This is a genomic window from Streptomonospora sediminis, assembly GCF_054778995.1.
This window is the reverse complement of the sequence record NZ_BAAGYZ010000047.1, coordinates 38,921-59,741: the sequence shown is the minus strand read 5'-3', so window position 1 is coordinate 59,741 and position 20,821 is coordinate 38,921. Positions and strand designations below refer to the sequence as shown.

19 protein-coding genes are annotated in these 20,821 nt (G+C 73.3%); 5 read left to right on the top strand and 14 right to left on the bottom strand.

The features are described 5' to 3' along the window. Window positions 1-55: 55 nt before the first annotated feature. Complete coding sequence (locus ACYVD5_RS11625) at window positions 56-1,408, bottom strand: lysostaphin resistance A-like protein (protein ID WP_461000995.1); 1,353 nt, start codon at window positions 1,406-1,408, stop codon at window positions 56-58. A gap of 415 nt (window positions 1,409-1,823) precedes the next feature. Between ACYVD5_RS11625 and ACYVD5_RS11620 the strand changes: the two genes are divergently transcribed. Beyond that, window positions 1,824-2,963 carry an Mrp/NBP35 family ATP-binding protein gene (locus ACYVD5_RS11620; protein WP_461000994.1) on the top strand — a complete coding sequence of 380 codons (1,140 nt, stop codon included), beginning with the start codon at window positions 1,824-1,826 and terminating at the stop codon, window positions 2,961-2,963. A gap of 167 nt (window positions 2,964-3,130) precedes the next feature. Beyond that, window positions 3,131-3,646 (top strand): nucleoside deaminase, encoded by a 516-nt coding sequence (locus tag ACYVD5_RS11615; protein ID WP_461000993.1) that lies wholly within the window; start codon window positions 3,131-3,133, stop codon window positions 3,644-3,646. A 90-nt stretch (window positions 3,647-3,736) separates the two neighbouring features. Here the strand turns inward: ACYVD5_RS11615 and ACYVD5_RS11610 are convergent, their stop codons facing one another. The 4 genes from ACYVD5_RS11610 to sigE all read right to left on the bottom strand — a co-directional run bounded on the left by ACYVD5_RS11610 (window position 3,737) and on the right by sigE (window position 7,949). Next, window positions 3,737-5,350 (bottom strand): S1C family serine protease, encoded by a 1,614-nt coding sequence (locus ACYVD5_RS11610; protein WP_461000992.1) that lies wholly within the window; start codon window positions 5,348-5,350, stop codon window positions 3,737-3,739. A 174-nt stretch (window positions 5,351-5,524) separates the two neighbouring features. Continuing rightward, window positions 5,525-6,511: a sigma-E factor regulatory protein RseB domain-containing protein gene (locus ACYVD5_RS11605; RefSeq protein WP_461000991.1), complete on the bottom strand. Its 987-nt coding sequence runs from the start codon at window positions 6,509-6,511 to the stop codon at window positions 5,525-5,527. An 89-nt stretch (window positions 6,512-6,600) separates the two neighbouring features. After that, on the bottom strand, window positions 6,601-7,335 hold the full coding sequence (locus ACYVD5_RS11600) for an anti-sigma factor family protein (RefSeq protein WP_461000990.1): 735 nt from the start codon (window positions 7,333-7,335) through the stop codon (window positions 6,601-6,603). A gap of 2 nt (window positions 7,336-7,337) precedes the next feature. Continuing rightward, complete coding sequence (gene sigE, locus ACYVD5_RS11595) at window positions 7,338-7,949, bottom strand: RNA polymerase sigma factor SigE (protein ID WP_461000989.1); 612 nt, start codon at window positions 7,947-7,949, stop codon at window positions 7,338-7,340. A gap of 349 nt (window positions 7,950-8,298) precedes the next feature. On the opposite strand from sigE, the gene ACYVD5_RS11590 reads away from it, so the two are divergent. Then, complete coding sequence (locus ACYVD5_RS11590) at window positions 8,299-8,985, top strand: O-methyltransferase (RefSeq protein ID WP_461000988.1); 687 nt, start codon at window positions 8,299-8,301, stop codon at window positions 8,983-8,985. 129 nt (window positions 8,986-9,114) lie between these two features. Here ACYVD5_RS11590 and ACYVD5_RS11585 read toward each other — a convergent pair whose 3' ends face one another. Beyond that, complete coding sequence (locus ACYVD5_RS11585; protein WP_461000987.1) at window positions 9,115-10,653, bottom strand: leucyl aminopeptidase; 1,539 nt, start codon at window positions 10,651-10,653, stop codon at window positions 9,115-9,117. Window positions 10,654-10,793: 140 nt separating this feature from the next. Next, a complete protein-coding gene (locus ACYVD5_RS11580) occupies window positions 10,794-10,961 on the bottom strand; it encodes a DUF3117 domain-containing protein (protein ID WP_461000986.1) in 168 nt (55 codons plus the stop codon). A gap of 282 nt (window positions 10,962-11,243) precedes the next feature. On the opposite strand from ACYVD5_RS11580, the gene ACYVD5_RS11575 reads away from it, so the two are divergent. After that, window positions 11,244-12,104: an enoyl-CoA hydratase-related protein gene (locus ACYVD5_RS11575; RefSeq protein WP_461000985.1), complete on the top strand. Its 861-nt coding sequence runs from the start codon at window positions 11,244-11,246 to the stop codon at window positions 12,102-12,104. Between the two features lie 180 nt (window positions 12,105-12,284). Here the strand turns inward: ACYVD5_RS11575 and ACYVD5_RS11570 are convergent, their stop codons facing one another. The 4 genes from ACYVD5_RS11570 to ACYVD5_RS11555 form a co-directional block, all read right to left on the bottom strand. Beyond that, window positions 12,285-14,117 (bottom strand): serine/threonine-protein kinase, encoded by a 1,833-nt coding sequence (locus ACYVD5_RS11570; RefSeq protein WP_461000984.1) that lies wholly within the window; start codon window positions 14,115-14,117, stop codon window positions 12,285-12,287. Between the two features lie 60 nt (window positions 14,118-14,177). Next, the gene (locus ACYVD5_RS11565) at window positions 14,178-14,780 is read right to left on the bottom strand and encodes a hypothetical protein (RefSeq protein ID WP_461000983.1); all 603 of its coding nucleotides are present in this window, start codon (window positions 14,778-14,780) and stop codon (window positions 14,178-14,180) included. Window positions 14,781-15,443: 663 nt separating this feature from the next. After that, a complete protein-coding gene (locus tag ACYVD5_RS11560) occupies window positions 15,444-16,061 on the bottom strand; it encodes a DNA-3-methyladenine glycosylase I (protein ID WP_461000982.1) in 618 nt (205 codons plus the stop codon). Next, the gene (locus tag ACYVD5_RS11555) at window positions 16,058-16,951 is read right to left on the bottom strand and encodes a hypothetical protein (RefSeq protein ID WP_461000981.1); all 894 of its coding nucleotides are present in this window, start codon (window positions 16,949-16,951) and stop codon (window positions 16,058-16,060) included. Before ACYVD5_RS11555 ends, ACYVD5_RS11560 begins: the two co-directional genes overlap by 4 nt. Window positions 16,952-17,113: 162 nt before the next feature. Between ACYVD5_RS11555 and ACYVD5_RS11550 the strand changes: the two genes are divergently transcribed. Further along, window positions 17,114-17,482, top strand: coding sequence for a hypothetical protein (locus ACYVD5_RS11550; protein ID WP_461000980.1), 369 nt, complete (start codon window positions 17,114-17,116; stop codon window positions 17,480-17,482). A 185-nt stretch (window positions 17,483-17,667) separates the two neighbouring features. On the opposite strand, the gene ACYVD5_RS11545 is transcribed toward ACYVD5_RS11550, so the two are convergent. The 3 genes from ACYVD5_RS11545 to ACYVD5_RS11535 all read right to left on the bottom strand — a co-directional run bounded on the left by ACYVD5_RS11545 (window position 17,668) and on the right by ACYVD5_RS11535 (window position 20,662). After that, window positions 17,668-18,483: an LOG family protein gene (locus ACYVD5_RS11545; RefSeq protein ID WP_461000979.1), complete on the bottom strand. Its 816-nt coding sequence runs from the start codon at window positions 18,481-18,483 to the stop codon at window positions 17,668-17,670. Window positions 18,484-18,644: 161 nt separating this feature from the next. Further along, window positions 18,645-19,709, bottom strand: coding sequence for a succinyl-diaminopimelate desuccinylase (gene dapE, locus ACYVD5_RS11540; protein WP_461000978.1), 1,065 nt, complete (start codon window positions 19,707-19,709; stop codon window positions 18,645-18,647). A 116-nt stretch (window positions 19,710-19,825) separates the two neighbouring features. Further along, a complete protein-coding gene (locus tag ACYVD5_RS11535) occupies window positions 19,826-20,662 on the bottom strand; it encodes a 2,3,4,5-tetrahydropyridine-2,6-dicarboxylate N-succinyltransferase (protein ID WP_461000977.1) in 837 nt (278 codons plus the stop codon). Between the last annotated feature and the right edge of the window lie 159 nt (window positions 20,663-20,821).

Below are 20,821 nucleotides of genomic sequence, written 5' to 3'. Positions count from 1 at the left end.
GGATCGGCGGCCGCACTCCCGCCAGCCGCGTTACCAACCTCCCGGGACATCACACCTAGGGCCCTCCGGGCCCGAACGGCGGCGCGGGGCCGTTGCGGTGCGGGCCGGGGGTGGCCCATTGCGAACCGTCGGCGGAAGTGCCGGGATACGGCGGCGCGGGGTCGGCGGCGCCCCATCCGAGTTGGGCGGAGGGCTCCTGGCGCCACATGCCGGGCGCCTGCTGGGCGGTCCACTGGGGGAGCGCGCCCGGGGCCCCCGTTGTGTCCCGGCCGCACTCGTCTTCGGGTGCGGTGCGGCGCACCTGCATGCGCCTGGCCAGCCACACCACCGCCGCGCAGTAGAGCGCGACCTCGGCGGTGGTGCTGAGCACGCCCTGCCAGGAACCGCCGCCCGTGGCGGCCTGTTCGAGAGTGCCTTCGTAGGCGCTGATGGAGAACGCGCCGATGTTGTGTACGACGTGCAGGCCGAGCGCGGCCTCAAGCCCGCCGGTGTACCAGGTCAGCCAGGCCATGGCGATGCCGAACACCGCAACGTCCAGCAGTCCCCAGCCGAAGTAGTCGTGCAGCAGGGTGAACACGGTACCGCTGACCACGATCCCCAGGATGGGAGTGCGCAGGAACCGCGAGACGCGGCCGGCGCCGCGGGGTTCGCCGGGCCCGGCGCCCAGCGAGCCCACCGCCTGCATCAGGAAGCCGCGCAGCGCGATTTCCTCGGCGGAGGCTTGGAACGGCACCAGCAGCACGATCAGCGTGATGGCGAGCACGAAGTCGGGGCCGCCGCCGAACCCGGCGACGAAGGGGGTGTCGGGCGAGGTCAGGCGCAGCAGCCCGAACAGTGTAGCCATGGAGACGCCCAGGGCCGGCACTGCCAGTGCCGCGCAGCACAGCAGCCAGCGCACCCGCAAGCGCCCGGTTACCGAGAACACGGTGCCCACCGGCCTGCGCTGGATGAGCCAGGCGGCGGCGAGCACGATCGGCGCCATCGTGGCGACGACGATGAGCTGCATGGCCAGGTTGGGCATCGGCGCGTTGAAGAAGTCGTCGCCGGTGCCCTCGATGCCGTTGACCACCGCGATCACGATGGCGGCCATACCCATGACCAATTGCACGAACAGGATGGTCAGGACCGCGGCGATCACGGCGAGCGGCGGGATCCACCACCGGTAGCGCCAAGTGCGGGCCAGGCGGTGGTAGGGAGCCCCGGCGGGCGGCCGGGCGGTACCGGTGGCAGTGCGGCGCGGCTGGGCGGGCGGCGGCCACGCCCAGGCGGGGTTGTGCTGCGCCTGGTCGGGGCTCGCCGCCGGCGGCCACGCCCAGACCTGCTCATGCTGGTGCGCGGACCGGTCCGGGCCGACAGGCCCTTGCGGTTCGGACGACCAGGACGAACCAGGTGGCGGCGAGTTTCTCATCGTTTGCCGAGATTACTATCCGAGGTTGTATTGGCCGCGTTAAGAGCGCACCGGAACTTGGCGTTGAGGCCGCACTGACCTGGGACAATCCCGATCTGCGGGCTTTGGTGCGCCGGATGGCGCCCGGCCGCAGTGCCCGGAAGAGCCCCGCGGGCACGCGGCGTACTCTGGCGCAGTGTCCCCACTGCGGGAGATCCACAAACAGCTGAGGCGTTACCGTCCGGTAAGCCAGCTCCGCCTCGCGTGATTTTCGCCACATAAGCTGAGCGCGGCGGCCGCGTGTACCGGCGCATGCGGCGCTGTCCGCTCCCGAGCCGCCCCGCGCGGCGCACTCGCGCAGCGCTGCGAGCTGCGATCCGCTGATCAAGCACGGCGCGCGACCACTGATCCGGACCTTCTTGCATACCATGGGGGCATGTCCTCCACACCCACCACCGAGCAGGTGAACGCGGCCCTGGCGACCGTCCAGGACCCCGAGATCCACCGCCCCATCACCGATCTCGACATGGTCAAAAGTGTCGAGATCGCTGACGGCGGTGTCGTGCACGTCGGCATCTTCCTCACGGTGGCCGGTTGTCCGATGAAGGGGCGCATCGAGAGCGACGTCACCAACGCCGTCACCAAGGTCGACGGCGTCACCCGGGTCACCGTCGAACTCGACGTGATGAGCGACGAACAACGCAAGGCGCTGCAGACCAAACTGCGCGGCGGGCAGGCCGAGAAGGAGATCCCCTTCGCCAAGCCGAACTCGCTGACCAAGGTCTATGCGGTGGCCTCCGGCAAGGGCGGTGTCGGCAAGTCGTCGGTCACCGTGAACCTCGCCGCGGCAATGGCCGACCTCGGCCACAAGGTCGGCGTGGTCGACGCCGACATCTACGGCCACTCGGTGCCGCGGATGCTCGGGGTTTCGGGCCACCCCACCAAGGTCGAGGACATGATCCTGCCGCCGACGGCCCACGGCATCAAGGTCATCTCCGTCGGTATGTTCACCCAGGGCAACCAGCCCGTGGTGTGGCGCGGGCCCATGCTGCACCGCGCGCTGCAGCAGTTCCTCTCCGACGTCTACTGGGGCGACCTCGACATCCTGCTGATGGACCTTCCGCCCGGCACCGGCGACATCGCCATCTCGGTCGCCCAGTTGCTGCCGGGCGCCGAGATACTGGTGGTCACCACACCGCAGCAGGCCGCGGCCGAGGTCGCCGAGCGGGCCGGGGCGATCTCCGCCCAGACCCACCAGCGCGTGGCCGGTGTCATCGAGAACATGTCCTACTTCGTCGCCCCGGGCTCCGAGGAGCGCACGCACCTCTTCGGCGAGGGCGGCGGCCAGGTCGTCGCCGACGGCCTGACCCAGGCGCTGGGCACCCAGGTGCCGCTGCTGGGCCAGGTGCCGCTCGACATGCGCCTGCGCGAGGGCGGCGACGAAGGCCAGCCGCTGGTGCTCAGCGAACCCACCGCCGAGGTCTCGGAGATCCTGACCGGTATCGCCGGCGATCTCGTCGGCAAGCCGCGGGGCCTGTCGGGCATGCAGCTCGGCATCTCCCCGGCCGGGCGCTGACCCCCCGGGGGCCGGCTCCGCAGCCCCGCCCCGACCGCAAGTCCCAAGGGCCCCGTCACCGGCGGGGCCCTTTGCAGCGGTCTTGCCGCGGTCCTGCAGCGTCGTTCCGCGCGTTGCAGCGTCCGCATCCGCATCCGCACCGCCGGCCGCATACCGGGAGGACCGCCATGTCCGCGCCGCAGGAGTCCCCGGGGTTCCACGGGACCCAAGACCACGAGGCCCCCGACACCGCGCGTTTCCGGCAGTGGCTGGAGATCGCCGCCGCCGAAGCGCGGGCGGGGCTCGGCGAAGGCGGGGTGCCCATCGGCGCCGCGCTGATCGGCCGCAGCGGCGAGGTGCTGGGGCGGGGCCGCAACCGCCGGGTGCAGGACGACGACCCGTCGGTGCACGCCGAGACCGCGGCGTTCAGGGCCGCGGGCCGCCAGCGGGGCTACGCCGGCACGACGATGGTGACCACCCTGTCGCCCTGCTGGTACTGCAGTGGCCTGGTACGCCAGTTCCGGATTCCGCGGCTGGTCATCGGCGAATCCCGCACGTTCACCGGCGGACACGGCTGGCTGGCCGAGCACGGCGTGGAGGTCGTCGTGCTCGACGATCCGGGCTGCGCGGCGATGATGGCCGAATTCATCGCGGCCCGCCCCGATGTGTGGAACGAGGACATCGGCGAAGACACCGCCGACTAGGTCAGCGCGCTCGAAGCAACCGGCGCGCCGGACCGCGCCCGCGGTGGCGCCGGGCCCGGCCGGCGACCCACCAAACACGCCCTAGGACACCTAGGGCTCGCCCAAGGTGATCTGGGACGTGCGGCGCTCGTTGTCGCGTTCGAAGACGATCTCGACCCGGTCGCCGGGCGCGAGCTCGCCGAGCTTGTCCTCCAGGTCCTGGGCACCGGCGACATCCTCGCCGTCGAGTCCGATGATCACGTCGCCCGGCCGCAGACCGGCCTGGTCAGCGGGCCCGCCCGGATCGACGGCTGCTCCGTCGGCGGCGCCGATGCGGGCGCCCTGGTCGTATTGGGGGTCGAGGTCGGCGCCGATGGCCGCCCCGCCGCCGCCCGAGCCGCCGTTGCCGTTGTCGCCGATGATCTCGTCGACGACCTCTTCGACCTCAGAGGAAGGGATGGCAAAGCCCAATCCGATGCTGCCGCTCTGGCCGCCGGACTCGGCTCCCCCGCCCATGGTGGCGATCGCGGTGTTCACGCCGATCACGCGGCCCTGCGCGTCGACCAGCGGACCGCCGGAGTTGCCCGGGTTGATGGCGGCGTCGGTCTGCAGCGCGTCGAGCAGTTCCTCGCTTTCGGCGGAGTCGCCCACGTGCACCGACCGGTCGACGGCGCTGACGATGCCGGTGGTGACGGTTCCGGCCAGGCCCAGTGGCGCGCCGATGGCGATGACCTGGTCTCCGACGGTGACCTTGTCGGAGTCGCCGAACTCCAGCGGTTGCACCTGGATGGGGTCTTCCAGCTTCAGCACGGCCACGTCGGAGGCGGACTCGCCGCCGACTATGCTCGCGCCGCTGGTCGCGCCGTTGCTGTAGGCGACCTCGATATCGCCGTCCTCCAGCGCGGTGGCGACGTGGTTGTTGGTGACCACGTGGTCGTTCTCGATCACGAAGCCCGAGCCGTTCCCGCCCAGTTGGGGGTCGGAGTGCTGGATGGAGACCACGCTGGGGCTGACCCGCTGGGCCACGCCGGCGACGGTGCCGGGAGCGCGGCTGGGGGCGCCGGAGGGCAGTTCGGTGTTGAGCTTCGGCGAGGGTGTCGCCTCGGGTGCGGCGGTCTGCTGGGTAAGCGTACCGCCGACGGCACCGCCGATACCGGCCGAGCCCAGCGCCACGACACAGACGATGGCGAGCACCGCCCACAGAGGCATGCCGCGGCGCCGCTCGGCCGGTTCGGGCGGGCCGGGTGCGGATGGCCCGGGCGGCGCTCCGGGCGGTCCCGGTGGGAACCCGGGTGCGCCGTAGGACGGCGGGCCGGCGGGGGCCTGCGGGCCGCCTGCGGAGTGCATGCCCGCTCCTGCGCCGCCGCCGTGCGGCGGGGGCTGGGGCGGTTGGCGGCCGTGCACACCGGTGGTGTTGGGGGCGGGGCCGCCCGCCCCGTAGTGCCACTGGCCGGTTCCGGCCACCGGAGCCTGCGGCGGCGGAGCGGCCCAGGACCCGGTTTGGGCGGACCGCCCCATGTCCGGGTAAGGGTTGGGTGGCGGCTGGGGCGCGCCCTCGGGCGCGTAGCCGTCGCGGCGTTCGGCGGAGGGCGCCTGCTCAGCGGGGCGGGACGGGTCGGCGGGATTCTGCGCAGACCCCGGCTGCCCCTCCGCCTGGAAGTGCGGGGGCGACCACGTCTGGTCGGGCCCGCTTTCGGGGATACGGGGTCCGGTGTCGTCGGTCATCCAATTCTCCGTCTGTCGCCGCCGCCCCGGTAAGGAGCAGTCCGCATATACCGGCCTTAGGCCACCTGTCAGGCAGCGTCATCGGCAGACCCTATGTCCCCCGACGGGCGTTTAACAGCGTGAGTCCACCCATATGCGGACCTGTCCCGACCCTAGTGTGCTTGGAGGTTTCGGTCACCACGGATGGAGATTGCCGAAGCCCCGAAACACCCGAGCCCAGAACTCGGGGAACTCGGTGGCGGGAAACCCGCGGGCGGCCGCATCGAGCAGGCGGGGAGGCGCCTGTCCCATGGCCGTGTAGACGAATCCCGCGGAGTCCCACACCCGCCGCTGCCCGGTGCCGGAAATACCGCTGCCGCTGCCGTTCCCCCTTACGACCTTCGCGGCCCCCTCGCCGGTTCCCGCTCCGGCGAGCCGGCCGCGTTGCGCGAACACCGAGACGATGTTGAGGCCGTCGGAGTAGGCCAGGTGGACGACGCGGCCCCCCGGTCCGTCCTTGGACCAGGCGCGGATGAGCTCCAGGTTCCAGGCCGCATGGTGGGGGATGTGCCAGCCGTCGGCGCGCAGCGATTCCAGCTCCGCGGGGGAAAGCTCATCGGCCCAGGGGCGGGCCCGGTGCTCGGGCAGCGGACCGGGGTCGCGGCCCACCTGCACCTCCACGAAACCGGAGGCGTGCACGATCCGGCCCGCGGAGTCGCGGATCTCCTTGCGCAGCGGCAGGCCGGTGCGCTTGTCGACCCAGAACCGGCCGGCGGTGGTGCCGTCGGCGCGCAGGACCTCCAGCACGGCGGTCGTGCGCCCGCAGACCCGGTCGGCGCCGATGCGGGTCACGCGGTAGTTGGCCGCAAGCTCCTCGACCATCAGCTCGTCGACCTTCATCAGCAGCGGTGTCTGGCCGACCGCCATGCCTTCGGCCCGATTGCCGCCATCGGCATAGCGGTAGCCGGTGGCCTCGCCGGCCCGGTGCACCACGTCGACCAGTCGCGTGCCGTCGTCGGCACCGCTGGTGGTCAGCCGCTGCACGCCCGCGAAGGACACCTGGTGGACGGCCGCCGATGCGCGGCGCAGCAGCTCCATGCCGTCGTCGGGGCCCGGAGCCGGAACCTCGTCGGCGGTGGCCGGCACCGAGGACGGCAGCAGCAGCACAACGACCAGCGACATGGTCAGCAGTACCAGCGCCCCGCCGCTTCCGGTTACGCGGCGCGGATCGGCCGCAGGCGGTAAGAGGGAGGGGCCGGAACCCGCGGGGCTCACCGCGGCGCGGACGCCGGCGCGGAAGCCTCCGTGACGGTGCTGACCTCCGTGAACCGGCCGTCGGGTTCGGGCACGGTGACCTGGCGAGAGGTGACGGCGTGTTCGACGGCGTAATCGTCGACCGGCGGGATGACCACCGGGGGCTCGTCGGAATCGCCGCCGGCCACGAACGCGGTCCCCAACGCGACCGCCACGACCGAGGCGCCCGCCACCGCGAAGCGCGTGCGTTCCCAGCGCGGACGCAGCACCGACAGCGGCCGCGCCGCGCGGGTGCGGGCCCCCAGCCCCATCCGGCCGCCACGGGCCCGGCGGGGGCGCGCGGGGGCGGGAGCAGGCTCGGGGTCGGCGACCGCGAGGGCGGTGTCGGTACCGGCGCCGGGGTCGGTGAACGGGCCGCCGCCGAATACGCGGGGAAGACCGCCGCCGATGGGCCGGCTGGAACCCAGCGGCGGCATGGAGCCGAACCCGCCGCTGCGGGCGGAGCCGCCATCGGGCGGCCCCTGCGAGGGAGGTTCGGCGGGCGGGCCGCTCAGTGACGAAAGGCGGCCCAGGAAGTCGGTCGAGGGTTCGGGAGCGTCCAGGCCGTGCAGGCGCCGTTTGAGGCCCCGCATCATCTCGGCCTCGAAGCGGCAGTTTTCGCATGCGGCCAGGTGCCGCAGTGCGCGGTCGCGTTCGGCGGGGCCCAGTTCGCCGTCTACCAGGGCCGACAGGCGCTCACCCAAGTGGTCCATGCTCACTCCACCTCCCCGATGCCCGTGTTGGCGCCGCCCCCGGCGGCGAGGTCGGCGCCCTGCTGGGCGGCCAGGCGCCGCCGGTGTTCGAGTGCCTTGCGCAACTGGGCGCGTCCCCGGTGGATGCGGCTGCGCACGGTGCCGAGCTTGACGCCCAGCGTTGCCGCGATCTCCTCGTAGGACAGGCCTTCGATGTCGCACAGCACGACCGGGGCACGGAACTCCGCCGGCAGGTCGTCGAGTGCGGCCTGGACGTCGGCGTCGAAGTGGCGGTCGTCGAACGACTGCGCCGGCGAGGGTTCGCGGCCCTGGAGGCGGTCGTCGGCGTTGTCGGAGAACCCCTCGAACCTGATGCGCGCCTTGCGCCGCGCGGTGTCGAGGAAGAGGTTCGTGGTGATTCGGTGCAGCCAGCCCTCGAATGTGCCCGGAGTGTAGCTGGACAGTGACCGGAACACCCGGATGAAGACCTCCTGGGTAAGGTCTTCGGCGTCGTGCTTGTTGCCGGTCAAGCGGTAGGCCAGCCGGTACACGCGGGCCGAGTGGTTGCGCACGACCTCGTCCCAGCTCGGCGGCTCCCACTGCTCGAAGTCCACGGCAGCGTCGGAGTCTGCCACCGCCACTCCCTTCGGATCGTGTGCACGCCCGCGGGAGGCCCCGCGCAGCTCTGCCAACCGCCGTCGGACACCTGGCAGGGGGCCAGGTGCGAAGGTCGGCCGAAAAGTCCCTACCCAGTTTGCAACGCCGCGAAGGGGCGATTAAGTTCCCGGAGCCGCGAACACGCCCCCGACGCCCTCAGCAGGCTAGTCTGTGCCCTGGAACCCGGTCCACGGGTAAGCGCCCGGGCACGCAGGGTCATCACAGGTATGCCGGGTATGTTCGCGCCACCCGCGCTCCGGCGCACGCAGCGTCCCGCCTTCCGGCCGGACCAGGCTCCCCTGCGGGGCCCGCCCGGCGGAGGCAGCCATGTCACTCACACGCGGGGAGGCCGTCATCGCCAGCCGAGACGACACACTGGCCCACACACTGGCCCATATCGAGCAGTACGCGGTCGAGGACGACACGCTCACCTCGGCGCGCGAGACCGGGCAGCGGGCCGAATCCTCGCCCATCAGCGCCGCCGGCGGGGCGGCACTGCGTTTCCTGGCCGCCTCGATCGGCGCCCGCGCGGTGGTCGAGGTCGGCACGGGCTGCGGCAGCTCGGGCATCTGGCTGCTGCGCGGCATGCGCGCCGAATCCGTCCTGACCAGCGTCGACATCGAACCCGAGTACCAGGAGCTGGCGCGTACCGCCTACCGCAATGCGGGCTTTGCGGCCAACCGGGTACGGCTGATCCACGGGCGCGGCCTGCACGTGCTGCCGCGGCTGACCGACGCCGCCTACGACATGGTCTTCGTTGACGCCGAGGCCGCCGCCTACCCCGCCTACCTCACCGAGGCCCGCCGGCTGCTGCGTATGGGCGGGATCGTGGTGTTCAACAACGCGCTGGAGGCCGCCACCAGCTCCGACGGGCCGCTGAGCGTGCCCGACCCGGCCACCGCGGCGGTGCGCGAGACCGCGCGGCTGGTGCGCGACGACGAAACGCTCATCCCGCTGCTGCTGCCGATAGGCGAGGGCCTGCTCGCGGCGATCCGCGAACAGGCCCCGCAATAGCACCGGCTGTGGAGCCAGGCTTATCCAGCCGCATTCAGCCGTTCCAGCCGCAGATCCGGCCGCGGAACGGGCGGCCGAGCCGGCGGTTGAGCCGTATAAACCGGAGGAGCCGGATCAGCGCGGCGGCGGCTAGCGGTCCGCCCCCACCCCCGCGGTCGGGTCGGCGCCGGCGAGCCAGTGCAGCAGCAGCCGGGTCGAGAACCCGGTGCCGCCCTTGCTCAGCAGGCCCTCGTCGCTGCTCGAGCGCCCCGGACCGGCGATGTCGAGGTGCGCCCACGGCAGGCCGGCGGTGAATTCGCGCAGGAACAGCGCAGCCTCGGCAGCCCCTGGACGCCCGTAATCGCCGTTGCCGACATTGGCGAGGTCGGCCACCCGGGAGTCCAATGCATCGCGGTAGTCCTCGGTCAGCGGCAGCTGCCACACCGGCTCACCGGAGTGTTCGGCGGCATCGGCCAGCGCCGCGGCCAAGGCGGGGTCGCTGCTGAACAGGGCACCCGTTCCGGTGCCCAGCGCAACCTTGGCCGCGCCGGTGAGGGTGGCGACGTCGACCAAGGCGTCCGGGGCGAGTTCGGCCGCGGCGTAACCGAACGCATCGGCCATGACCAGCCGGCCCTCGGCATCTGTGTTCAGTACCTCGACGGTCTGGCCGTCGTAGGCGGTGATGACGTCGCCGGGCCGCTGCGCCGAGCCGGAGAACGCGTTCTCGGCGATCGGGAGCAGTGCGGTGACGGCGACTCCGGCCCCGATACCGGCCAGTGCCGACATCACGCCCAGCACAACGGCCGAACCGCTCATGTCGGTCTTCATCAGCTTCATGTTGTCGTTGGGTTTCAGCGACAACCCGCCGGTGTCGAAGGTGATGCCCTTGCCGACGAGGACGATGTGGGCCGCGGGCCGCTCGGGCCGGTAGCTCAGCCGCACCAGCCGCGGCGGCCGGTGCGAACCCGCGCCCACGGCCAGGATCGCCCCGAAGCCGCCGCTCTTGAGCGCCTGCTCGTCCCAGACTTCGGACTGCAGGCCGGCGGCCGAGGCGACCTCTTCGGCCCGCGCGGCCAGCCACGCGGGGTCCTTCTCTTGTGAGGGTGTGTTGATCAGGTCGCGGGCGAGCGCCGTGGCCCGCGCCAGTGCCTCGCCGCGGCCGATCGCCGCGGTGGCCGCATCGGAGTCCGCGCCGACCAGTTCGAGGGTCTCCGGCCCGGCGGCGCCCTTGGCGGCCGAGGCCAGGGTGAACCGGTAGGAGGCGAGCAGCGCCCCTTCGGCGAACGCTCTGAGCCCTGCGGCGCCGCCGTCGGCCACGGCCTCCAGCAGCGCGACGGTGGTCGCCGCCCGGGCACGGCCCTTGGCGGTACGGGACAGGGCCGCGCCCGCCCTGCGGAGGTCGGCGGGCGTGCCCCGGCCGACCCCGAGCAGCACAACGCGCACCAGGCCCGCGCCCAGATCAGCGGGGAACTGCGCGATTTCACCGGGGTCGCCGGTCAGTTCGTAGTGCCCGATCAGTGCGGCGATGGAGGCGGGGAGCCGCGCGTCGAGATCAGCGGGATCGAGGCCGGCGCCCGCGGTGGCCGGGATGGGCGCTTCGTCGCCGCGGATGACGGGGATCGCCACCAGGTCGGCGGCGGAGTCGGTAAGGGCGCCCGGAACCGGGCGGATCTCCGTAGCGATTGGCACGGATGCTCGCAATCGTGGGATGGGGTCTCGGTGGAACCGCGGGCGGCAGCCCTGATTCGCTCAGCGCGCCTTCGCGGAATGGATCGGGCGGGCTGCGGCTGCCGGCGCGGGCTGCCGGAGTCCGGTCCGGTCCGGTCCGATCAGCCGACGACGCCGTCCAGGGCCTCCTTTAGCTGCGCGGCCTCGTCCGGCGTGAGTTCGACGACGAGCCGTCCACCGCCCTCCAGCGGGACCCGCATGATGATGCCGCGGCCCTCCTTGGTGACCTCCATCGGACCATCACCGGTCCTCGGCTTCATCGCCGCCATGCCGTATCCCCTTTCATAGGAACCTCTCGCGGGTGAATGGGCCGTTCCGGCGGAGGTCCGCCCCTTTGTCGGGGCGGCAGGTCCGAGGATCGCGCCTCATCCGCGTGACTCAGGGAATGAATCACTGTTCTGCCATTATCTCGGTTTCGGGAGTCGATTGGGAACGATCGGACAGCGCCGGGGCCGTCGGCCCCGAGGAATCCGAACAGTAAGGTTATAGCCGCAGCGCACTTTCGCGGTCGCGGGGACCGCGCCAGCAGCCGATCAGACCGGGAGTTCCGCTTGTCCGAGTCAGACACCGCAGGCACCACCGACAGTCCGGACACCCCCGACAACGCAGGCGGCCGGGGCGACGGCGCGGCGGCCGCAGTCGGCTACGACCTCGCCGACGGCGTCGCGACGATCCGGCTGAACCGCCCCGAAGCGATGAACTCGCTGACCGTGCAGACCAAAAAGGCCCTGCTCGCCGCGATCGAACGCGCCAAAGGCGATACCCACGCCCGGGCGGTGCTGCTGACCGGAAGCGGAAAGGCGTTCTGCGCCGGCCAGGACCTGCGGGAGCACGCGGAGAACCTCAACGAGGGCCGCGGTCTCAACAGTACCGTCCGCGACCACTACAACCCGATCATCCTGGGCCTGGCGCGGATGCCCAAGCCTGTGGTGGCCGCGGTCAACGGCGCGGCGGCGGGGGCCGGGGCATCGCTGGCGTTCGCCTGCGACCTGCGTATCGCCGCCGAGCGCGCGTCCTTCCAGATGGCGTTCACCAAGGTCGGGCTCGGCTCGGATTCGGGCGCCTCGTGGACATTGCCGCGCCTGATCGGCCACGCCCGCGCAATGGAGATGCTGATGCTGGCCGAACCGGTCACCGCCGCGCGGGCCCTGGAAATCGGGCTGGTCAGCAAGGTGGTGCCGGACGGCGAACTGGAGTCCTCGGCTCGGGAACTGGCGGTGCGCCTGGCCAACGGACCCACGGTCGCCTACGCCGCCCTCAAGGCCGAGCTCACGTTCGGTTCGGGGCTCGACCTGGTCAACGCGTTGGAGATGGAAGCCAGCCTGCAGGACCAGTGCGTCGAGACCCGCGACCATCTCAACGCCACCCTTGCCTTTCTGGAGAAGGAGAAGCCCGACTTCGAGGGGCAGTAGTGCCCGGTCCGCGCCTTGCGTGGACACCGGCAGGCACCTTATGCCCGCCCGCCGACAATCGGCGCGCAGGCCGCCGGAACGGGGCTGCGGCCGGCTGCGCGGTGGGTGGCCCCGCTGCCGCGGCCGCACCGCGGCGGCCGGGCGGGCGGGTGCCCGGCGCGCGGATTCTCCGGTGCGGGGTCATCCGCCGACGATGACCGCGATGACGGCCACTACCCCGATCACGACCAGGATCGAAGCGCCGACCACGCCCGCGATGATGCCTCCGGCACCGCCCTTGCCCGAGCCGCCGGACTGCTTGGCGGGCGCGCCCGGCTGCGGCCCATAGGGCGCCTGCTGCTGGGGACCCGACGGCGGACCGCCACCGCCCGGACCGTAGGGCGCGGGCGGCTGCTGGGGCGGCCCGGAAGCGCCCTGCCCCTGCCCCTGCCCGTAGGGCGGCTGGGGGCCCGAGTGCGGCATGCCCGGACCGCCCGGGCCGGAGCCGTGGGGCGGTTGCGGGCCGGAGTGCGGCCCGGCGCCCGGGGGCCGTGCCGGACCCGGTGCATACGGCGGCTGCCCGCCCGTCGGCGGCGCCGAAGACCCCGGACCGTACGGCGGCTGCCCCCCGGTGGGTGCCGCAGGGGCGCCCGGACCGTAGGGCGGCTGCTGCGGGCCCGACGGCGGAAGCGGGGAATGCGCCGCCCCACTGGAGGCGTAGGGCTGCTGCGGACCGGAGTGCGGCCCGGCGCCCGGGGGCCGTGCCGGACCCGGTGCATACGGCGGCTGCCCGCCCGTCGGCGGCGCCGAAGAGCCCGGACCATACGGCACCTGCCCGCCGGTCGGCGGCATCGCGGCGGGATCGCCGTGGGCCGGGTAGGGCGTTTGCGGACCGGAGTGCGGCGCCGGGGAACCGGGCGGCGGAGACCAGCCGCCGGGGCCGGGCGGCGGGGTCTGCGGCCCGCTCGGTGCTGCAGGAGGCGCACCCGCACCCGCGGCGTGCGCCGGCCCGCTACCGGGCGGGAAGGAGCGGAAGATACCGTCGTCGCCGATCGCGCCGCCGCCCTGCGGCAGGCTGTCGCGCAGTTCCTCGGCGGTGCGCTCGCGCGCCTCGGGCGCCGCCGCGGCGACCGCTCCGGCCGCCAGCGTGTGGACCGGCAGCGAGTCCCCGTCGGGAGCCGCCGCGGGTTCTTCCGCGGCGCCTGCGGAGGCCGGCTCGGCCATGGCCACGCCGAGGACACCCATGAGGGTCTCGGCCGCGGTAGGCCGGTCAGCGGGGTTCTTGGCCAGGCAGCGCGCGGCGATCTCGCGCAGCCGGCCGTCCAGCGCACCCAGGTCGGCCGGCTCGTTGCAGACGTTGTGCAGCACCTGGCTCAGCGAGTCCTGGCCGAAGGGCGCCCACCCGTTGGCGGCGAAGACCATGGTGGCGCCCCACGAGAACAGGTCGACCGCGGGCCCCAGCGCCTCGCCCCCGATCTGCTCGGGGGCCATGTAGGCGGGGGTGCCGGCGATCTGGCTGGTAAGGATGGCGGTGCCCTCCAGCGCGCGGGCGATGCCGAAGTCGATCACCCGGGGGCCGTCGGGACCGATGAGCACGTTGCCCGGCTTGAAGTCGCGGTGCACGATGCCGGCCTGGTGGATGGCCGCGAGCGCGGTCAGCGTGCCCACGGCGAGCCGCTCCAGCCCGGCGCCCCGCATCGGTCCGCTCTGGCGGACCACCTGCTGCAGCGTGGGGCCTTCGATGTACTCGCTGACGACATAGGGCGGGTCGGCGTCGATGTCGGCGGCCAGCACCTGGGCGGTACAGAACCGCGCAACCCGCCGCGCGGTCTCGATCTCCTCGCCGAGCTGGCGGCGCAGTCCCGCGGCGTCGAGGCCGTCGGCGTGCAGGGTCTTGACCGCCACGGGCGCGCCGTCGGTGTCGTCGCGGCCGAGATAGACCACACCCTGGCCTCCCTGCCCCAGGCGCCCGCTCAGCGTGTATCCGCCGATGCGTCCGGGATCGTCGTCGGTCAGGGGTTCGGTACCGGTCATGTTCCCTCCAGGGGCCCTGTTCCGCGCGCCCCCGGCGCGCGGATCTCAGCGGCGCCCACCCTAACGGAGAGTCCCGTTAGAGGTCATCGGCACACCGTCGTGGGAGACCGCGCTCCATTGGGCTTCCAGAGTCCCGGCGGTGGTACCGGCGTCCAGGACCAGCTCGGACTCGTCCACACAGGTCTCGTCGGGGTCGTAGGTCTCGACGTAGTCGAAGGTGAGGCGCTGCCCGTCGCGTTTGGTCAGGGTGAGGCTGCCGCGGCAGTCCAGCGTGTACCACTCGGAGACGCCGCGTTCCTCGCCCTGCTCCAGCTTGACCTCGGCGCCCCAGTCGACGATGTGCCGGCCGTTCTCGTCGACCTGGCTCATCTCGCCGCGCCAGGTACCGGCGTAGGACTCGGGCACGGCCGTACCGCCGGCCGTGGCGGCGCCGTCGCGCTGCAGTACCCATACGGCCGCCGTTCCGGCGCCGACCCCGAGCACGGCGACCGCGGCGATCCCGGCGATGAGGCTCTTGCGGCGCTTGGCGCTGTGCCGGGTGGACCGCGGCGGCGGCCACAGCGACATCTGGCGCACGGGCGAGGCGTCCGGAGTGGCCCGGGAGGGGGAGCCCTGGGAGTCCGGGGAGCCCTCCGACGCGGAGGCGCCGGGAACGTCGCTCACCGCGGGCTCCTGGTCAGGGCCCGGATGGGGGCGTTGGCTGTGATCATGGCTTCGACCTCCAAGGCGAACAGGCACGGTGTCCGCTCGCGGCTTCAGCGACAGAGAATAAGCCACGCATCCGGCCACCGTCGCCGACAAAGGGTGATGAGTCACACACGGAGCTTGATTTGCCCTCAAAGACCCCAGATCCGAAAACCGGGATCTTTGGGACGTGAGGGCGCTCGGGGTTCCGCGGCCGCCGCCGCGGCGTGGGCGGAAACATACGCGCCCGGCCGGGGCCGCGCGCGGGAAGCGAGGGTCCGGCGGTGGTCCGTCTCCCGCCGTCAGCTGGAGCCTACAGCCGCCGGGCCGGTGTTCGGCGACCGCGGGCGGCCGGGGCGGGTGGTCACCGCTCCCACATCGGCGGCGAGGGCGGGCGACGCACCGACCGCACCGACCCTGCGGGAAATGCCCAGATTTCAAAGCTGAGACCGGCATGTCTGCATGACCATCAATGGAAACCCGACATATCGGGCGCACGGCCACCCTGCAATCCGACTTAACGGACACACGCGCGCCCGCCCGGCCGACCGCCGCCTTCGGTGCCGCTTTTCAGTGCAGGCCACCCGCCGCCCGGCTGCGGACAAGGCCGCGCAGCGGACCCGGGCCGCCCCTTCCGACCGCTCAGGACGGCCCGGCCGCTGCGGCCGGTTCCGCAGTGTCCGGGGCCCGGCGGAAGCAGGCGCTGAGGTGGTCGTCGACGACCCCGGCGGCCTGCATCGTCGCGTAGGCGGTCGTGGGGCCGACGAAGGTGAACCCGTGCCGCTTGAGCGCCTTGGCCAGCGCGGTGCTCTCCGGTGTCGAGGGCGGGACGTCGGTGACGCGCTCGGGCACGCGGTGGCGTTCGGGCGCGTGCTCCCACACGAGCGCGGCCAGCCCGCCGGGCACATCCAGCGCGGCGCGGGCGTTGCGGATCACGGCCTCGATCTTGGCGCGGCTGCGGATCAGGCGCGCGTCGCCCAGCAGCCGCTCGACGTCGCCGCCGGTGTAGCCCGCGACGACCGCGGGCGCGAATCCGGCGAAGACCTCGCGCAGCGCCGGACGCTTGCGCAGCACGGTCAGCCAGGACAGCCCGGCCTGGAAGCCCTCCAGGCACACCCGCTCGAACATGGCGTCGTCGCCGGTGATCGCCACTCCCCACTCGGTGTCGTGGTAGTGCATCAGGTCGGCGCCGCCCAGGGCCCAGTGGCAGCGGCGCCGGCCGTCGGGGCCCGGGCGCGCGGTCGCCTCGTCGCCGTTCACAGCGTGCCCGGCGGGGGCGGGACGTTGCCGCCGGAAGCGGAGGGCTCGCGGCCGGGGCCGGGAGCATCGGTCTCGGCGGCGGGCTCCGCGGTGTCGGCCGCAGCGGCCTCCGGGGCATCCGGGGTATCCGGGGCATCCGCGGCGGCGGCCGAGGGCGCGGTGCCGGTGGGATCCGCAGGATCCCCAGCACCTGCCGCGTCGGCGGGGCCGCCGGTACCGGCCGCGCCGCTCGCGCTGCCCGCGCCGTGGTCGCCCGGGCTCGCGGGCGCGGTGCCGTTGTCGGTGGTGGCGGCAGCGCTGATGGCGGTACCCGAGCCGGTTTCGTTGCCGGCGCCATCGCCATCGCCGGTACCGGAGGCGGCCGGTTCGGCGCCGGCTGCGCGCGGGGCCGCGCCGTGCCTGCTCGGCTGGGCGCCCGTGCGGGCGTGGGCTCCGGTGCGGGCGGGAGCCGCGCCGAGCGGCTCGGGAGCCCAGGCGGGAGAGTCGCCGTCGCCGGAATCGCCCGGAGCCGCGCCCAGGGCAGCGGCCGGCGGGCCGCCCAGGACCGCGGTCGGCGCCGAGCCGGAGTCCGCGACCTCGATCGCCGGACGGCCGGCCTCGGCGAGGCGGCGCTCCAGGTCGGCGATGCGCGCATCGCGTTCGGAGAGCGCGCCCACGACACGGCGCAGGACGTCGTCGACCGCGCGCACGTGGTAGCCCCACAGCGCGAGCGGCAGCAGCACCCGGCCGACGTCGGAACCGGACAGCGGGCGATCGGCGGGCAGGTCCAATGGCGGATGGTCGGCCTCGAAGCGCGCCAGCTCCCCGCCCTTGCCCATGACCACGAACGCCACACCGGCGAGCACGGCCACCGCAGCGAGGGCGATCAGGACAATGATGGTAGGAGACATTAGGCTCAATGGTGCCACAGGCGAGGGGGCTCAGCGCCGCTGCAGGCCACCGCTGCCCACCGCGTCTGTGCGGGTACGGGGCCTGCCGCCCCGGCGGGCGGGGACCGGACCCGGGCCCGGCAATGGGCGCGGAAGCGGCGGCGAGAACGCGAGGGGGCACACATGCCGGAGGAGGGCACCGGCCCGGCCGGACGCTGCCGCGTGGTGGCGGCGGACGCCGCCGCCGAGGGGTCGGACGACCTCGGCTACCGGCCCGCGCCCGAGCGCGTGCGCGAACTGGCGGCGCAGGGCCGCACGGTACTGGTGCGCTGCACACCGCCCGCCGGGTCGGACCGGGTGCGCGAGCAGGGCGCGGCCGGCGCGGACACCGCCGGCGCGGCCGAGGCCGTGGCACTGGCGTCGGTGTATGCGTGGCTGGGTGCGCGGGTGTCCGCGACCGACCACCCCGCCGCGGTGCGCCAGGCCGTCGACATGGTCGCATCGGTGCAGGGCAGGCGCCCGCCTGCGGTGGCGCGGCGCGGCCTGGCCTGAACGCGGCCGCCGCAGCGGCGCTTTCGTGCGGCCTGCGCTCGGCGCATGGCCCGTGGCGTGCCCGTTCCGCCCGCCGGTCCGGGCGGGGCGGCACCCGGTGCGCGGCCGGGCGCACCGGCACCGGCTCCCGTCGCCGCCCCGTTGCAGGCGCCGCCGCCCGCGGCCGGTGCCGGCGGCCACCTGTTTCAGAAGTCGCCGGCCCGTTCGGCGGCCTGCATGCCGGAGGCCTCGTCGGCCACGCGCGCCGCCTCGAACTCGCGCCGGGCGAGGTCGATGTGGGCCTTGTGGATGATGTCGGAGACCTCGTCGGCGTCGTCGGTGAGGTACATCAGGTCGGGGTCCTCGGGAGAGATGACGCCCTCGGACAGCAGCGTGCCGCGGATCCAGTCGATCAGGCCGCCCCAGAACTCCGAACCGACCAGCACAACGGGGAACCGGGTCACCTTGCCGGTCTGCACCAGCGTGATGGACTCGAACAGTTCGTCCAGCGTGCCGAACCCGCCGGGCAGCACCACGAACGCCTGGGAGTACTTCACGAACATGGTCTTGCGCACGAAGAAGTACCGGAACGTGACGCCCATGTCGATGTAGTCGTTCAGGCTCTGCTCGAACGGCAGCTCGATGCCGAGCCCGATGGAGGTTCCGCCGGCCGACTGGGCGCCCTTGTTGGCCGCTTCCATGACGCCGGGGCCTCCCCCGGTGATGACCGTGTAGCCGGAGCCGGCCAGGCGCGCGCCGATTTCCTCGCCCATCGTGTAATGGGGGGTGCCGGGCTTGGTGCGGGCCGAGCCGAAGACGCTGACCGCGTGTCCGACCTCCGACAGCAGCCCGAAGCCTTCGACGAATTCCGACTGGATGCGCAGCACCCGCCACGGGTCTGTGTGCACCCAGTCGGCCGGGCCGCGGCGGTCGAGCAGGCGCTGGTCGGTCGTTGTTTCAGGTATCGCGCGGCCGCGGTAGGTGAGCGGGCCCGCGCTGCGCTTCTTCGGAGATTCCGTCATGCAGCAACGGTATCCGGATCTGCGGCGCAGAAATTGAATCGCAGGTCACATGCCGGCGGCCACAAACGGACGAACCACCCAGCAGCGGACGATCAGCCGGCCGGGCCCGGTATCCGGTCCGCCGGTCCGGCCGGCCGGCGGTCCGGGCGCCGGCCGCGAGGTCAGGCCCCGCCGGTGAGCCAGGCGGCCATGCGCGCCTCGGCTTCGGCGATGGCCGCGAGGTCGACCGACTCCTCGCGGGTGTGGGCCAGGGTGGGTTCGCCGGGGCCGTAGTTGACGGCGGGCACCCCGAGCTCCGACATGCGCGCGACGTCGGTCCAGCCCAGCTTGGCGCGGGCCGCGCCGGCGCCGACGGTCGAGACGAACTCCGCCGCCGCGGGGTCGTCCAGCCCCGGACGGGCCGGGGGCGCGGAGTCGGTCACCCGGACGTCGAAGCCGTCGAACACCTCGCGCAGGTGCTGCTCGGCGTCCAGGGCGGTGATGTCGGGGGCGAAGCGGTAGTTCACGGTGACCGTGCACTCGTCGGGGATGACGTTGCCCGCGGTCCCGCCGGAGATGAAGACGGCGTTGAGGCCCTCATGGAACTGCAGGCCGTCGACCACCGGGTTGCGCGGCGTGTACCCGCGCAGCACGTCCAGGATCCCGCCGGCGCCGTGGATGGCGTTGTCGCCCATCCACGAGCGGGCGCTGTGCGCGCGCTCGCCGCGGGCGATGACCTCGACCCGCATGGTCCCTTGGCAGCCGCCCTCGATGACTCCGCCGGTGGGCTCCAGCAGCACGGCGAAGTCGCCCCACAGCCGGTCGGGGCCGGTGCGGGCCAGCCGGCGCAGCCCGTTGCGCTCGGCGTCGACCTCTTCGCAGTCGTAGAAGACGTAGGTGACGTCGTGCACGGGTTCGGGCACCGACGCGGCGAGCTTGAGCTGCACCGCGACCCCGCTCTTCATGTCGGAGGTGCCGCAGCCGTAGAGCCGCCCGTCCTCGGTGTAGGAGGGGACGTTGCCGGCGATGGGCACGGTGTCGAGGTGCCCGGCGAGCACCACGCGGCGCGCGCGGCCCAGGTCGGTGCGGGCGACGACCGCGTCGCCGTCTCGCTCGACCGACAGGTGCGGCAGCGCGGTCAGCGCCTGCTCGACGGCGTCGGCGAGGGGGCGTTCGCCGCCGCTGACGGACTCGATGTCGACGAGCGCGGCCGTGAGCGTGCGGACGTCGGCGGTCAGATCGAGCATGTCAACTGCTTTCGGGAGTCGTGGCGGAATCGGCGCGCCGGCGCGGCGGCGCGTGGTGCCGCGCCGCGCCCGTGCCGCGCGCGGCGCGGCACGGGCGAACGGGCCGGGCCGCGGGCTCAGGCGTTGACGCCATGCTCCCGCAGCAGCTCGTTCAACGCGAGCTTGTCGTGCTCCTGCCCGGCTTCGAGGCGCTTGAGCACCAGCAGGCAGGGCATGCCGAAGTCGCCGCCGGGGAAGCTCTTGACCCGGTTGGCGGTGACGCAGACCGACCAGGCCGGGGCCTCGCCGCGGGCCAGCTCGTCGCCGGACTCGGCGTCGAAGACGCGGGTGGAGGAGGTCAGGATCGTGCCGGCGCCCAACTTGGCACCGCGGCGCACCCGGGCTCCCTCGACGACCATGCTGCGCGAGCCGAGGAAGGCGTCGTCCTCGATGATGACCGGCGAGGCCTGCGGGGGTTCGAGCACCCCGCCGACGCCGGCGCCGCCGGAGAGGTGGACGTTCTCGCCGACCTGGGCGCAGGAGCCCACGGTGGCCCAGGTGTCGACCATGGTGCCGGAGCCGACCCAGGCGCCGAAGTTGGTGAACGAGGGCATCAGCACCACGCCGGGGGCCAGGTAGGACCCCCAGCGGGCGATGGCGCCGGGCACGACGCGCACGCCCTCAAGGCGGGTTTTCAGCGGGATGCGGTCGTGGTGGTGGAAGCCGCCGACGGCCGACTCCTCCATCGCCAGGACGCGGAAGCTCAGCAGGATGGCGCGCTTGGCGCGCTCGTCGACGACGACCTGGTCGGTGGACTCGTCGACGAAGGCGACCCGGGCCTTGCCGGTGTCGAGCTGGTCGACCGCGCCCACGATCGCATCGCGGGCTTCGGTGTGCTCGGGGGTGAGCTCGGAGCGGCGCTCCCAGAGGGTGTCGAGGACTTCGGGAAGCGGGCTGGTGAACGCGGTGGTCATGGCCACGGAGCCTACCGGTGGCCGACGCCCGTCCCAACCTGCCACGCACCCGCCCGCGGGCACCGGCCGCTCGCTACCCTCGGCACCGGCCCCGCGCTCGGCCATCGGCCCGCCGCTGCCCCGAATGCGCACGCCCGTTCACCCAGAGCGACACATGCC